Source organism: Marinobacter sp. KM021 (assembly GCF_050707965.1).
GTDB lineage: Bacteria > Pseudomonadota > Gammaproteobacteria > Pseudomonadales > Oleiphilaceae > Marinobacter > Marinobacter shengliensis.
On record NZ_CP136129.1, the window covers coordinates 4,179,588 to 4,193,794 of the forward strand.

The following is a 14,207-nucleotide window of genomic DNA, read 5'->3' on the forward strand; positions in this document are numbered from 1 at the left end:
CACAGGCATGCATATCAACAAACTAACCTTGCAGCGCTTTCGTGGCGCTCAAGATCTACCGCTGGATCTGGATGACAAGCTTAATGTGTTTGTCGGCATGAATGGCACGGGTAAATCCAGCATTCTGGATGCCTCGGCCATCATGCTGTCCTGGCTGGCGAATCGGATTAAGCATGCGGGTGCGTCTGGGCGTCCGATTGCCGAATCCGATATCAGGAATGGTGAATCCTCCGCCAATCTGGCCATTCAGCTATGTGATGAGGGTACTTCCTTCGGCTGGAACTTGGCGAAGGTGCGTAAGGGGTACAGCAAAAAGGACCTGGCCTCTGTTCTGATTTCTGCATCCGAAACGGCCAAGGGTATTCAGGCCGGCATCACCGAACACAACGGGAAGGTAAACATCCCCTTGTTTGCTTACTACCCGGTGAATCGCGCTGTGTTGGATATTCCACTGCGTATCCGAGAAAAGCATCAGTTCGGGCTTCTTTCTGCTTACGAGGAGTCGCTAACCAGTGGCGCCAACTTCCGTACTTTCTTTGAATGGTTCCGGGAGCGTGAAGACCTTGAGAACGAGAACCGCAAATACATAGATGATCTGATCAAGCCGGACGATTTCGAGTTCCCGGATTCGCAGCTAACGGCGGTGCGGCGGGCCCTTGAGATTTTCATGCCGGACTTCCAAAACCTGACCGTAAGGCGCCAACCGCTGCGGATGGAGGTAACGAAGAAAGGCCAGCGGCTGACGGTAAACCAGCTTTCCGATGGCGAAAAATGCTTGATGGCCATGGTTGGCGACCTTGCCAGGCGCATGGCCATAGCCAACCCGGAGCGAGAAGATCCGCTGCTGGGAGATGGCATTGTGATGATCGATGAAATTGATCTGCACCTGCATCCGAAATGGCAGCGCCTGGTGGTGCCCAGTTTGAGGGCGGTTTTCCCGAACTGTCAGTTTTTTATCTCCACTCATTCACCGCATGTAATTACCCATGTGAAACCGGAGAATCTGTTCCTTATGAACATGACAGATGCCGGGGAATTGGAGATTGTTCGCCCGAATGAGTCCTACGGGAAGACGGTGGACAGGGTACTTGAAGATCTGATGGGCCTTGAGACCACACGCCCTGACCAAGTGGAAGATGCTCTTCGAGCTATTTACGGGCAAATCAATGATGGCGAGCTTGATACTGCCAGAAAAGGCATTGCTGAATTGGAACGAGACATTGGCGAAGATCCGGAACTGGTAAAAGCCAAGGTGCTGATCAAACGCAAGGAGCTGATTGGCCGATGAAGTATGTGGAGAAGCGCCACGAACCTGAAGTTTTTACGCAATGGAAGGCTCTGGCCAATGTCAATGAAGACTGGCAGCCTACCTATGGCGACCTGAGGGGTGAGCCCAAAGCCTCGGTAAAGAGATCATTGATGCGGGAGCAGGGTTACATCTGCTGCTATTGTGAACGCCGGTTAACCGAGGGCGATTCCCACATAGAACACTTTCAGCCTCAGAGTGACCCGACTGTGGATCCGCTGGATTACGGCAATCTTTTGTGCTCCTGCCAGAATCAGATCAGAAAGGGTGAGCCCCGTCACTGCGGTAACCTGAAAGGCGACTGGTTTGACCCCGAGCTGTTGATATCTCCGCTGGATGCGAATTGTGAGCCCCGGTTTGGTTTTGAAGGTGATGGTTGGATTAAACCTGCTGACAATAACGACCGGGCGGCCTGTGAAACCATTACCCGACTGGGCCTCGACCTGCCCAAGTTGAATGAGTTGAGAGCTGGAGCAATTGAGCCTTTCCTGGATGATAGCTTGAGCCATGATGAGCTGGGTCAGTTCGTGTCGGGCTACTTAACCATGGGAGCAGACGGCCGTTTCGGTGAGTTCTGGACCACCATCAAATACCTGTTTGGGGACTATGCCGCCGCATGAGTAATCGAATTTCCCAGGCCTCTCATGAATATCCCAGGTCGCTCATGAAGGAGGGCTACCTATGAAATTGAAAGAAATTGCCGTTAAAGGCTTTAAATCCATCAGCAATCACGACTACGAGCGTATTGCCTTTAACGATGTCACGGTGCTGTTGGGGGCGAATGGCTCCGGGAAAAGTAACCTGATTTCACTGTTCCGGCTGTTGGGATTTATGACCACTGGTGCTCTGCAGCAGTACGTTGGCAGGCAGGGCGTCAGCCAGCTTCTGTTTTATGGCCCAAAGGTGACCGAATCGCTGAGTTTCAGCGTGAAACTGGAAGATGACAGCACCACGGACTCCTACGATGTAAAGCTATCGTATGGGTTGCCGGACCGGCTGTTCGTCAGCGGTGAACAGGTAAGCTATCACAAGGCCGGTCACCCCAGACCGCAGGAATACTTTCTGTCCAGTGGTGGCCCCGAAGCGGATCTGGGGCAGGATGATCGGCCCACCAGTAAAGTGCTTACCGGTCTGCTCAGAGGCATACAAACCTTCCAGTTTCACGACACATCCGACACCGCCCGAATCAAGGACCGGGTGTACGTTGATGATGTGTCCTACCTGCGCAGCGATGGGGGCAACCTCGCGGCCTTCCTCAAGATGTTGAAGGAGTCGGACAGCTATCGTCCTTACTACGAACGAATTGTCCGGCATATTCGCAAGATTATGCCGCAGTTCAACGACTTCGTACTGGATACCCTTCCTGGCAATGACCGTTTCGTGCGACTGAACTGGTCTGATACCTACCGCCAGGATTATCTTTTTGGTCCGGATCAGATTTCCGACGGGTCTCTTCGCTTCATGGCGCTGACCACACTACTGTTGCAGCCACCGGCGTTGCTTCCAAAAGTGATCGTTCTGGATGAGCCGGAGTTGGGTCTGCATCCGGCTGCCACGCTTGAGCTTGCCGGTATGATCAAACGTGCATCCCAGAAAACGCAGGTGGTCCTGGCCACCCAGTCCACACGGCTGGTGGATGAATTCCTGCCGGAGCAGATTGTGATTGTGGAGCGCGATTCAAAGACCGGCGCCAGCTCGTTCCACCGTCTGGAAGCGGAGGCGCTGGGTGAATGGTTGCAACGGTACAGCCTCTCGGAGCTTTGGGAGAAAAATGTGTTGGGAGGGCAGCCGTGATTCGACTGCACATAACCGCAGAGGGCCAGACCGAGAAAGCCTTCGTCGACCAGGTTTTGACACCCCATCTGGCGCACTTTGATGTCTACACCGACGCGCGCTGTGTGTTAACGAGCAAGGACAAACGGGCAGCCAAAGAATACCGGGGTGGCTTGATCAGTTACCAGAAGGCAAAAGCAGACATCGAAACCTGGATGAAGGAAGACGCCAACCAGGAATGCTGGTTTACCAGCATGTTCGATTTATATGCCTTGCCAGACGATTTCCCAGGATTTGACGAGGCGGAACGGCTGGAGCCTTATCAAAGGATCGAACGGCTCGAAGCTGCTTTTGGCAATGAAATGAACAAGCCAAACTTTATTCCCTATATCCAGTTGCATGAATTTGAAAGCCTGATTCTGGCTGACCCGGCCAAGCTGGATTGGGAGTACCTGGAGCACGACCAGCCAATTGGAAATCTAGTGAAGATGGTCGGCTCCCAAAATCCGGAGCTCATCAATGACGGTCGAGAAACAGCGCCATCAAAACGAATTCTCAAAGAGATACCGGAGTACGACAAGGTGACATCAGGGGTATCGGTTGCGGCTCACATCGGCCTCGGTGCTCTGCGGGCCTCATGCAAACACTTTGATGAGTGGGTGTCGCGCTTGGAGAAGCTCGGGGGCAAAGAATGAGCCAGCAAATCAATTATGCGCTGGGCAGGCTTTTCGATAAGCACCGGGTTGTGTTCTGGTACGACACCAAGCAAGAGCTGCGCAGTGACTTCGAGGCGGTTTCCATTCCGGACGTGGAGAAGCTGGAGATCGCCAACAACGAGTACGGCCTGAAACATCGCATCCTGCGGGAGGCACCGGAACAGAAATTCTTGCTGTACAAAGAAGGGCCACAACCGGAGGATCTGGACAACTGGTTGCTGGACGTACAGCTGGCCCACGGCGAGTTCCGGACCGACCAGGTGGCCATCTGGCTGTCCGAGTTGGAGTTGGGCCTGGAGTTCGCCGAGATAGCTCAGGCCCATACGGAGTTCTTTCAGGCGATCAAGCGCAAGGAGGCACTGAAGAAGTTGCTGAAGCCGGACGATACCGCCGGCCAGCTGCGCCTGAAGATGCTGGCCGTGTGTGCCGGTAGCGAGCCCCGTATGGACTCGGTGGTGGAAACCCTGCTGCAGCAACTGGCTGAAGACCGTGATGATGGCATCCGGCTGATTGAGCGCTGTGGTCTGGGCAGCTTCCTGTGGGAGCAACTGACCCGTTTCTACGGCTACGAGGCCAGTGAACCCAGCCTGCGCGATTTCGTGATCGAGCTGTTCAAGTCCTGCTACGCCATGGGTACCGATGGCGATGTCAAACTGACCGGCGACGCCCTGGTGTTCCTCAAGCGCTGGAAAGACAGCCGGCAGTTCGAGCAGGGGTTTGAAACCCTGTCTGCCGAGTGTGCCGAGGTGCTGGGCATTGAGCAGGATCTGGGTAAGCGGGACTTCCGGGACCTGGTTGAGCTGGATTACTTCCGGCTAATCGACCAGAAGATTATCAGTGACCTGGTGCGGGCGGTGGTAGGCCGCACGGTCACTAGTGGCGATGTGGCATTGTGGGTACGGCAGCGGCGCCAGGGCCACTGGTACGGGGAGTTCCGCCACCTGTATGAAGCCATTGAGTTTGCGGCCCGTTTTGTCCAGATGCTCGGTGAGGCTCGTCTCACCATGGACAGCCTCTCCGACGGCGTTCAGCGATACAGCCGTTCCTGGTTCCAGTTGGATCAGCTCTACCGCAAATTTACCTACCATGTGCGCATGTCCGGCCAGGCATCGTTAATGGGCGATCTCAGTGAGCAGGTGGAGAATTTGTATTCCAACAACTACCTGCTCAAGCTGGGCGACGGCTTCCAGGTTCACGTGGATGCCGCGCCGCGCTGGGAGGCCTATCCGGTCGTTCAGCAAACAGCCTTTTTCGAGCACTGGGTTCGCCCGTACCTGTGCAAGGACAAACGGATCTGCGTGATCATTTCCGACGCCATGCGCTATGAGATTGGTGATGAGCTGCTGGGCCTTATCCGGCAGGAAGATCGCTACAGCGCGGAGCTTGAACCGGCACTCTCGACCCTTCCCAGCTATACCCAGCTCGGTATGGCGGCGCTACTGCCCAACAAGTCCCTGGCAATCGCCGACAACGATACCGGTACGGTACTGGTGGATGGCCAAAGCTCACAGGGCACGGTCAACCGTACCAAAATCCTGCAGGCCGCCTTGGATGGTCGGGGCCAGGCCGTCAAGGCGGAGGATTTTATGCAGCTCAACCGGGAAGACAGCCGTGAGCTGCTCAAGGGTAATGATGTGCTGTACATCTACCACAACCGCATCGATCACACCGGCGACAAGATGCATTCAGAGGGGCAGGCCTTTGAAGCCGCAGAACAAACCCTGGATGACCTGATTCGACTGATCAAGAAGCTCACGGCGGCCAACGCCAATAACCTGCTGATCACCGCTGACCATGGCTTTATTTACCAGAACCGTGAGCTGGATGAGAGTGATTTCCTGGGCGATGCCGTTTCTGGCGATGATATTCGCTACCGGGACCGTCGGTTCGTGCTGGGTAAGGGGCTGTCCGCCTCTCCGGCCTTCCATCACTTCTCGTCTGAGCAGCTTGGGCTGGATGGCGATATGGAAGTGCAGATTCCCAAGTCCATCAACCGGCTGCGTCTTAAAGGCTCTGGCAGCCGCTTTGTGCATGGCGGCGCATCCCTTCAGGAGGTTGTGATTCCAGTCCTGAAGGTTAACAAGAAGCGCCAGAGTGATGTCAGCGCCGTTGAGGTGGACATCCTGCGTGGGGCCAGCTCGGTGATCACTTCCGGCCAACTGGCCGTCACCTTGTATCAGTCCGGACCGGTTACCGAGAAAGTACAGCCTCGCCACCTGCGGGCTGGGATTTATACCCAGTCAGGGGAGTTGATTTCGGACAGTCACGAACTGTCGTTTGACCTGACCTCGGAGAACCCCCGCGAGCGGGAGCTTCAGGTGCGCTTTGTGCTCAGCCGCAAGGCGGACGAGGCCAACGGCCAGGAGGTTTTCCTGAAGCTGGAAGAACAGCACGCCGGCACCTCCCACTACAAGGAATACAAGTCGCTCAGGTATTTGATGCGGCGGTCCTTTACCAGCGATTTTGATTTCTGAGGGTTATAGCCAATGAGTACGCTTGACCAAAAGATCAACGAACACTTCCCCGGGTTGGTGGTGCGCAAAGACCTGGTGAAAACGGTCAAGGGCAACGCCATCGTTCCCTCATACGTGCTGGAGTATCTGCTCGGCCAATACTGCGCCACTAACGACGAGGCCACGATTAAAACAGGGATTGAAACGGTCAAGGAGATTCTGGCCAAGCACTATGTCCACCGGAACGAGGCCGGACTGGTGCGCTCGAATATCAAGGAAAAGGGGCGCTACAAGGTTATCGACAAGATCAGTGTGGCCCTGAATGAGAAGACGGATGCCTACGAGGCGCAGTTTTCCAACCTGGGAATCAAGAAGGTATTGGTGGATTCTGGGACCGTCAAGGCCCACCCCAAACTGCTGGTAAGCGGCGTATGGTGCATTGCGGACATCGAATACGTATTTTCTGAAGACCAGAACGTCAGCCCCTGGATTCTGTCCACCCTCAAGCCGATTCAGCTATCGCACTTCGACTACGACGCCTACGTTGCCGCGCGGCAGCAGTTCAGCACCGATGAGTGGATTGACCTGCTGATCCAGAGTATCGGCTTTAACCCGGAGATGTTCGGACGGCGCAGCAAGCTGACGCAACTGGTCCGATTGATTCCGTTCTGCGAGCGGAACTACAACCTTATCGAACTTGGCCCCAAGGGGACGGGTAAATCCCACGTTTACTCCGAATTCTCGCCCCATGGGATCCTGGTTTCCGGTGGTGAAGTCACCGTACCCAAGCTGTTTGTGAATAACTCCAGCGGCAAAATCGGCCTGGTGGGCTACTGGGATTGCGTGGCCTTTGACGAATTCGCCGGTAAACAGAAGCGAGTCGACAAGGCCCTGGTCGACATCATGAAGAACTACATGGCCAACAAGTCCTTCTCCCGTGGCGTGGAAACCCTGGGCGCCGAGGCGTCCATGGTGTTCGTGGGGAACACCCGGCACACTGTTCCTTACATGCTGAAGCATTCAGACCTGTTCGATGAACTGCCGGACAAGTTCTACGATTCTGCCTTTCTGGACCGGATCCACTTCTATATTCCGGGATGGGAGGTCGACATCATCCGGGGCGAGATGTTCTCCGACGGCTATGGCTTCGTGGTGGACTACCTTGCAGAAATCCTGCGCTCGATGCGGAACTACGATTACTCCGACCAGTATAAGGAGCACTTTACCCTTTCTTCGGATATCTCGACCCGTGATCGGGACGGTATTAACAAGACCTTTTCCGGCTTGATGAAGATCCTGTTCCCCCAGGGGGGAGCGACCAGGGAAGAGGTTGAAGAAGTGCTGCGCTTTGCCATTGAGGGGCGCAAGCGGGTCAAGGACCAGTTACAGCGGATTGATACCACCTACGGCGAAGTACGCTTTTCCTATCAGGATCAACAAGGCCAGGAAATACTGGTCACGACACTTGAGGAGGAAGAGTACCCAGGCTACTACCACCAGACGGTCTCGACTCCTGATGACGAGGGAGTAGAACCCGAGCCAACAGCGGACGTTAAAGGTGTCGAGCCAGAAGAGCTGAATGCCCCCGAGCCAGTACTGGAAGAAAAGCACCTGACCTTCCAGGAAAATCAGAAGGGCATCTCATTCGACGGCTTGTTTGGCGCATACCTGAAAGGAGCCAGCAAGATCACCGTCACAGACCCCTACATCCGGCTTTTCTACCAGATCCGCAATTTCATGGAGTTTCTCGAAGCCATCGTGAAGAACAAGGCCGAAGAAGATGAAGTGGAGGTTCACCTCGTCACCGTCAGGGACGAGTTCAAGGGTGACCTGCAAGACGAGAGTTTTGAAAAAATCCAGGAATCCGCTCGCACCGTGGGCATCGACTTCACCTGGGCGTTTGACGAAAGCGGCACCATTCACGCCCGTCATATCGTTACGGACCACGGCTGGAAGATATCGCTGGATCGGGGGTTGGACATCTTCCAGCACTACGAGATGAATGAAGCCTTCGCGTTTGCCAACCGGTTGCAGCAGTTTCGGTCTAGCAAGGCCTTCGAAATTACCTTCATCAAACAGTCATAGATCCACCCGGCAGTGCAATGGGAGGCGGTGTGTCAGGCGCTCGCTTCCCACTCCCACCAGGACTGAAACAGCTCGTCACCACCCGGCACATAGGTGTGAACCTCCCGGCCATTCCAATCCAGCGCCAGAACCTGCAACGCAGCCTGTTGCAGCTCGGCATCCAAGGCCCTCAGCCGGTTCAGCTCGAATGGCCAGTGACTCGCGTTATATAGGCCAAGCAGGAATCGCCGGATATGCCGGGCCTGGCCGCCTCCACTATGAGCGGCGTCGATCAGTATTGTGAGAGCCGGAAGCCCCGCGTCCTCCCGCAGCTGCCTCCGCTTTTCTTCCTGTTCCAGCAAAAATAGAAAGCTTTCGGGAAGCATGGCTGTTTTGTCCGTCATGTGCATAACCTCATATCGACTTCACGATTATGCTGCCATGGACGACGCAGTAGGCACGGCTCTCAAACTGCCCGTTTTGGGCAAGAACACCGGTTTGCCCCGAATTTATTTCAGATCGCCATTGTGTCGGGGTGATTTTTTTCGGAACTTTCGCTCCAGGAACGCTTCCAGCCGGTCCGCGTTGCGGTAGGCCACAACGCAGATAAAAAGTACAACTGCGACAAAGCTCAGGAATGCAATCAGTGTGGCAGATAGGTTCAGCATATTCACGTCTCCAATAGTTGACTGCCCTTTGAGGGCAGTTTGTTGGTTTCAGGCCACAGCATCGGCCTGTCTTTGTTCTTTGGCGACAGACGCAATCAAGTGCCGCGAGCAACTCAGCATCTCCTGGATCTCGCTGTAGCTGTGGCCACTGCGTAGCAGGCTGGCGATGTGCTGTCTGCGCTTCAGGTCTGGTTGCCGCCCCTGGTACTTGCCCTCCGTTTTTGCTTTATGAATGCCCTGGAACTGCCGGCGCCGACGGTCTTCGTAATCTTTGCGGGCCACGGCAGCCAGCATGTCGAGCATCATGGCGTTGACCGCTCGTAGAATGGAGTCGGTGAATCCGGTGTCGTCTTTCTTTTCCAGAGCGAGCCAACTGGTTGGTAATTCCGGGGAGACGATGGCTAACCGCTTGGCGGCCAGCTTTTGCTTGAGGGAGTCCCAGTCACTTTTTTTGAGGCGAGCCAGCCGGTCGATCTGTTCGACCAGCACAATGTCACCCTCACCGGAATCTGTGATCAGCTTCATCAGCTCGGGTCGGTGCAAAGTAGCGCCGGACACGTTCTCCACGTAGAAAGCGGCAATACGCTGACCGTGGTTGGCTGCGAACTGTACCAGTGACTCCCGGGCTCGCTCCGCATTCTGTTCCTGCGTGGATGCCCGAAGGTAGGCTCGAATAAACATCGTCGGTTCCTCAGTCTGTTATAAGTGGTTCTCTCTGGCCGGTCTGGTTTAGGTGGTTCTGGTGGCCGTTACCGGGTTCGAACCTCTGGTTCTCCTGATCTGTACCCATAAGGAACCACCTCAAGAGTCGAGAAACTCCCCGAACGGATCGTCCGCTCGATAAATCTGGTTGATTCTGTCGTCATCGAAGAAACCCTCTGTACCGCCATTGCTCCCATTGCCGGAAGTTGCCTTGTTGCCCGCGCCGGTTGCCTCCTCATCACTGCCTCGACTGAACGACGCCATCTTTTGTTCGAATTCAGGAAACGTCATTTCCCCATCGGGTCCCTTGGCGAAAACCGTCTTGTAGGCATCGACTACGGCCAGTGCGAAGCGAATGAACAGTGCGACCACCCAGAGCACGAACAATAAATACCATGCGTAAAGCGCTGCATCGGTACCCCTAAAGGCGAGCTCCACAACGCCGATCCCGGCGAGCCCCACTGTTACGATTTTTGCCACTCTTACCATGGCCTCAGTCCCCGATAGTTCTTTACTTCGAAGCTACCAGAACCTGAGAAAATGCAAGTTTTTCCCGGCGTCAGGCCGCTGCGGCTTGCCCGGCCAGCCACGGCGGTTTCACCTTGCTGTAGGCATCGTTCGTCATCGCCCTCAAGTCCTGCTCGAGCTCGACCCAGCAATGGGGAGCGGTGGTCATTCGGCTCAGTCGGTCCTCCGCGTATCCGATCCGGCATTGATGGAAAATGCCTCGCTCGCTCAGGGCATTGCTGATCACAAAAGTCATGTAGACGCTATCGACTCTCAGGTCCTCCAGCGGCAGCAGTGCCAACTCAAGTTCATCGTGCCAGTCACTCATGGTCGGGCTCCCTGAACATCAGCTGTTGGCCCTGTTCATACAACACCGGATAGGGGAGCGGCTCGCCGTCCTGGATCACGGTGTTCGGTGGAAAGTACATCACTATCCAGGGAGGCATGCCGGCGCTGACAGCGCCATAGAATTCATCTACAGGAAAGGTACGTTCATGGCCGGACTGCCGAAATACCAGTCGGGAATATTTCTCGGGATGGTTGGCAGCGATGTTGTAACTGGCTGCTTCACGGCCGATGACATAGCTTGGTGTCTTCCAGTGATTCGGTTGTTGGATGTTATAGGCGATGATGCAGTTGCTATCGGCACAGCCATATCGCTCGACTGTTACCGACCACAGCATGAGCGGGTTCCCATCAATCTCCGGCGTCTTCACGTCTGTGAGCTTCGTTACATTTATCGCCATCGACTCGGCGGCCTGGGTGATGGCCTCATCTACAACGGCAACATAGTGGTCATAGGCGTCATCCTCGTTCGCCGCCAGTGATTCCGGCATCCAGCCCATCAGGCTGGGTCGCGCCGAAGGGTTGTCCGGCGTCATCATGATGTCAGTGGCGTTGAAGAACAGCGTCTGGGTGCCGGTAAGATGACGAAGCGGCGCATCTAATGAGGTGGCCAATCTGGCCAGGTCGAGGGCGCTTACCAGCAAACCCTTTCGATGCGAGCGCGTCCCGTCTGGTGAATCCCGCAGGTCCTGATCGTAGACGCCGCCGGCACGGGCCAGATTCAGTGCGCGGGATGATTCGTCGTCATAGTGTCGAGGCATGACAGCGCAACCCGCGAGCGCGGCTGTAGTTACAGCAAAACAAATGGTCTTCAACTTGGTCATTTTGAACTCCTGCGTTTTCTAAAATATTCGCACGAAGTTTCAAATATGCAAGAGGAAAATCAAAATAATATTTAATAAAATCAATGTGTTGCGCTGTCAGTACAAACTTCGGTGTATCCGCAGTGGTGCATCGGGAGTGCCGCTCTTGCTAGACTTGCCAGTAGGTTTTTTTCGGTTGAGGCGAGGTGTTGGTAAATCGGAAAAGGATCAGAAATTCCCAGTTTCCCACTTATCCCAGTTTATAAGCATGGGTAGTAACCGACCGGGCCAATAGAGAAAAAGTTTCTATTCATGCAAGAAACAGCGGGATGACGACTGCCTGAACGATACTGGTCTGCGCTTTAGTGCCGATGTGCCGGTGGAAGTCATTGAACACATGCCATCGGAGCAGATCGGGCCTGACGCCGACCAGTACGACATCCTCGGCACCAAAACCTCCTACCGGCTGGCCCAGCGGGCCTCCAGTTACGTGGTGCTGAAGGTGGAACGCCCGGTGTTCCGGCGCAAAGGGCACCGAGAAGCCTGCGACAACACCGGCTCTATTTAACGTGCTGCACAACAGCCTGGCCGATGTCAGCCTGCTGGTGGACAAGTTTCAGTCCCCCTGCCGTTGTATCGTCAGCACCAGCGCATCCAGCAATCCGGCATCACCATCAGCCGCAGTACCCTGACCAAGCTGGTCAAGCGAGCCATCGACCTGCTGCGCCCCATTGTGGATGCGCAGACCGACAACGTGCCGCGCAGCCGGTACTGGCCATCGACGAAACGCTCATCAAGGCCGGCCACCAGGGCCGGTCAGGCCCCCAAAAAGGCAAGATGAGATCCGGCTGGTTCTGGCGGCTGTCTGGCGATGCTGGCGAAGTGGTGTCATCCTGACCGACAGAACAAACAGCCCGAGGCCCCGTCGCTTGCGGTGGCCAGGATCCACCTTGCCGGCAGACTCGGCTTTGCAGTTGATGAGTCTGGCATAGGAAGCGAACTTCTGAACTGACTCAAAGCGCTGGATATCACCGATTTCGTAGAGAATGGTCAGCGCTAGGATGCGCCCTACACCGGGAATGGTCCTCAGCACACTCAGAGAAGTGGGATTATGTTGTTTGGCTTGCCGCTCCAGGTGTTCTTCAAGCTTGCTCAGCTCACGGTGATAGCACTCGATGATGGCCAGGTCGAGATTGATGTTGTGCTGGACATTCTGTCCGGCAAAGGCCGCCTGAACCTGTTCCCGGACTCCCACATTCTTAAGGTTTACCTTATTGGGTGGCGGATTGTATTGGCTGGTGGTGTTCACCACGTGGGTTTTGAGCATGGCCCCGTGCTGGACGATGCGGAAGCGTCGTCGCAGTAGGTCGCGGGTGGCCCGCATCTCGTTGGGATAGGTGTAGGCCAGCGGGAAGTTGCCGTCCTTTGATTTCCTTGTGTAGCAACACCTCCCCCTGCTGGTTGATGATACAGACGTACAGGCATGCAGCAGATTGATTCCACAATAATGATGGTAGGTGCTACGATAAAGTTTATTGAGTCTTCTCCCTTGTGGTGTTTGGTCGCCTTCCAGCTTAGCGGTCAACCGCTAGACTGGGGAGAGGGCTTAATAAGTATCAGGACAGTGACATGGACCCGCAAATCCCTCGGGATCAGTTTCCTTTCACCAGTGTCCGGTTAGCAAGGCGCTGGCGCAAGTTGCTGGATGAGCGCCTGAAAGACCTGGGGGCTACCCAGGCTCGCTGGTTCACCATGGTCTGCCTGCAGCGTGATGGTGGAGGGCTGACATAGCGGGATATAGCCCACCTGATGGTCATCGAGAATCCGACATTGGTCCGCCTGCGTGTTTTTGAGTAGGTTATGGAAAGCGCGTGACCAGGAGGTGAAGCATGCTACCTAAGGATATCGTTGTCTTTCTTGAAGAGGCTCGGCCCTATGACCGGCGACTGGCGATCGCCGCTGACATCGCTGCGTGCTGGGATGCCTGCCTGATAGCGGTGTTTGTGGCAACGCCACTGAGAGCGATGCCTCATGCGTACGCTGTGGCCGGCCCCGCCATGCGCGCCTTGCTCGAACAGCATCGCGTGCGTGTTCGGGACGCAGAGACTCAGGTCAGGGAGCGGTTTGAGGCAATGGCTCGCGCAAGAGGTATTAGCGCAGAGTGGCGCTTGTCCGAGAGCGAGGTGGCGGAGGAATTAATGCTACACGCGCGCTATGCAGGGCTGGCGTTGGTCCCTCCCTTCGAAAGCTCCCCTGAACCTTCCATGACGGTCAGGATGGCCGAGCATGTTATCTTCGGGTCTGGACGCCCGACTATACTCATTCCTGACGAGTGGCCGGCCGGACGGATTGGACGACGTATCGTTGTTGGCTGGAACGCTAGCAGGGAGGCAACACGAGCTGTCGGCGATGCGTTACCCTTCCTGGCCCAGGCAGAAGCAGTGAAGGTGGTTTGTGTCTGCGATGAACCGGATGGCGAGCTGGAGTGTAGAGAAGATTTCGGCGCGGACCTGTGTCGCCACCTCGCGCGTTATGGCGTACAGGTAACACTGGAACAAGTCGACGGTGGTAAGGTCGGCCCGGTGCTACTCGAGCAGGCGCGGGCGTTCCATGCCGACATGCTGGTGATGGGCGCCTATGGCCATACGCGGCTCACCCGACTGGTGCTGGGTAGCGCTACTCGAACTGTACTCTGTCAAGCGTCAATCCCTGTGCTGGTGTCTCGTTGACTATAAACGAACGCGCTGGCGGGCTATTGACGGAGCCCTTCGGAGAAGTTCCTTAGTAGCTGGCCTGAGAACCTGCTTGAATTGCAGGTCGAATTGGCGCAAACCTGGTTAGTGCGTAACGCAGACTTGCCTCAATGATTA

The 14,207-nt window shown here is 55.6% G+C and carries 15 protein-coding genes and 2 pseudogenes; 10 read left to right on the forward strand and 7 right to left on the reverse strand.

Annotated features, from left to right (window positions below; genetic code table 11):
- The first annotated feature begins 7 nt into the window (after positions 1–7).
- From RVM24_RS19495 to brxL, 6 genes are all read left to right on the forward strand, one after another.
- The gene (locus RVM24_RS19495) at positions 8–1,288 is read left to right on the forward strand and encodes an AAA family ATPase (RefSeq protein WP_022988845.1); all 1,281 of its coding nucleotides are present in this window, start codon (positions 8–10) and stop codon (positions 1,286–1,288) included.
- Entirely contained in the window at positions 1,285–1,926 is a 642-nt protein-coding gene (locus RVM24_RS19500; protein WP_022988844.1) for a retron system putative HNH endonuclease, read from the forward strand. Before RVM24_RS19495 ends, RVM24_RS19500 begins: the two co-directional genes overlap by 4 nt.
- A gap of 61 nt (positions 1,927–1,987) precedes the next feature.
- Entirely contained in the window at positions 1,988–3,100 is a 1,113-nt protein-coding gene (locus RVM24_RS19505; protein ID WP_022992172.1) for an AAA family ATPase, read from the forward strand.
- Positions 3,037–3,774, forward strand: a complete 738-nt coding sequence (locus RVM24_RS19510) for a DUF4276 family protein (RefSeq protein WP_268877796.1) — start codon at positions 3,037–3,039, stop codon at positions 3,772–3,774. The genes RVM24_RS19505 and RVM24_RS19510 overlap by 64 nt, the downstream gene beginning before the upstream one ends.
- Positions 3,771–6,269, forward strand: coding sequence for a BREX-1 system phosphatase PglZ type A (gene pglZ / locus RVM24_RS19515; RefSeq protein ID WP_022988841.1), 2,499 nt, complete (start codon positions 3,771–3,773; stop codon positions 6,267–6,269). Before RVM24_RS19510 ends, pglZ begins: the two co-directional genes overlap by 4 nt.
- A gap of 12 nt (positions 6,270–6,281) precedes the next feature.
- Positions 6,282–8,333, forward strand: coding sequence for a BREX system Lon protease-like protein BrxL (brxL, locus tag RVM24_RS19520; RefSeq protein WP_022992174.1), 2,052 nt, complete (start codon positions 6,282–6,284; stop codon positions 8,331–8,333).
- A gap of 32 nt (positions 8,334–8,365) precedes the next feature.
- Here brxL and RVM24_RS19525 read toward each other — a convergent pair whose 3' ends face one another.
- The 6 genes from RVM24_RS19525 to RVM24_RS19550 all read right to left on the reverse strand — a co-directional run bounded on the left by RVM24_RS19525 (position 8,366) and on the right by RVM24_RS19550 (position 11,358).
- Positions 8,366–8,716 (reverse strand): DUF7673 family protein, encoded by a 351-nt coding sequence (locus tag RVM24_RS19525; RefSeq protein WP_081699727.1) that lies wholly within the window; start codon positions 8,714–8,716, stop codon positions 8,366–8,368.
- A 105-nt stretch (positions 8,717–8,821) separates the two neighbouring features.
- On the reverse strand, positions 8,822–8,980 hold the full coding sequence (locus tag RVM24_RS19530) for a hypothetical protein (protein WP_022992176.1): 159 nt from the start codon (positions 8,978–8,980) through the stop codon (positions 8,822–8,824).
- A gap of 48 nt (positions 8,981–9,028) precedes the next feature.
- Positions 9,029–9,661 carry a recombinase family protein gene (locus tag RVM24_RS19535; protein WP_022992177.1) on the reverse strand — a complete coding sequence of 211 codons (633 nt, stop codon included), beginning with the start codon at positions 9,659–9,661 and terminating at the stop codon, positions 9,029–9,031.
- A 120-nt stretch (positions 9,662–9,781) separates the two neighbouring features.
- Entirely contained in the window at positions 9,782–10,171 is a 390-nt protein-coding gene (locus tag RVM24_RS19540) for a hypothetical protein (protein WP_011784116.1), read from the reverse strand.
- 70 nt (positions 10,172–10,241) lie between these two features.
- The gene (locus RVM24_RS19545; RefSeq protein ID WP_011784117.1) at positions 10,242–10,517 is read right to left on the reverse strand and encodes a hypothetical protein; all 276 of its coding nucleotides are present in this window, start codon (positions 10,515–10,517) and stop codon (positions 10,242–10,244) included.
- Positions 10,510–11,358: a hypothetical protein gene (locus RVM24_RS19550; protein ID WP_011784118.1), complete on the reverse strand. Its 849-nt coding sequence runs from the start codon at positions 11,356–11,358 to the stop codon at positions 10,510–10,512. The genes RVM24_RS19545 and RVM24_RS19550 overlap by 8 nt, the downstream gene beginning before the upstream one ends.
- A 376-nt stretch (positions 11,359–11,734) precedes the next feature.
- Here RVM24_RS19550 and RVM24_RS19555 point away from each other — a divergent pair, with 376 nt between their 5' ends.
- On the forward strand, positions 11,735–11,905 hold the full coding sequence (locus tag RVM24_RS19555) for a hypothetical protein (RefSeq protein ID WP_220150157.1): 171 nt from the start codon (positions 11,735–11,737) through the stop codon (positions 11,903–11,905).
- A gap of 63 nt (positions 11,906–11,968) precedes the next feature.
- Positions 11,969–12,178, forward strand: a complete 210-nt coding sequence (locus RVM24_RS19560; RefSeq protein WP_022988836.1) for an IS66 family transposase — start codon at positions 11,969–11,971, stop codon at positions 12,176–12,178.
- On the opposite strand, the pseudogene RVM24_RS19565 reads toward RVM24_RS19560, so the two are convergent.
- Positions 12,131–12,763: pseudogene (locus tag RVM24_RS19565) on the reverse strand (transposase); the annotation flags it as partial. The gene RVM24_RS19560 and the pseudogene RVM24_RS19565 overlap by 48 nt on opposite strands.
- Positions 12,764–12,966: 203 nt before the next feature.
- Here RVM24_RS19565 and RVM24_RS19570 point away from each other — a divergent pair.
- Both RVM24_RS19570 and RVM24_RS19575 read left to right on the forward strand, forming a co-directional pair.
- Positions 12,967–13,125 (forward strand): annotated as a pseudogene (locus RVM24_RS19570) (MarR family transcriptional regulator); the annotation flags it as partial.
- Between the two features lie 101 nt (positions 13,126–13,226).
- Positions 13,227–14,066, forward strand: coding sequence for a universal stress protein (locus tag RVM24_RS19575; protein WP_011784122.1), 840 nt, complete (start codon positions 13,227–13,229; stop codon positions 14,064–14,066).
- Positions 14,067–14,207 lie beyond the last annotated feature (141 nt).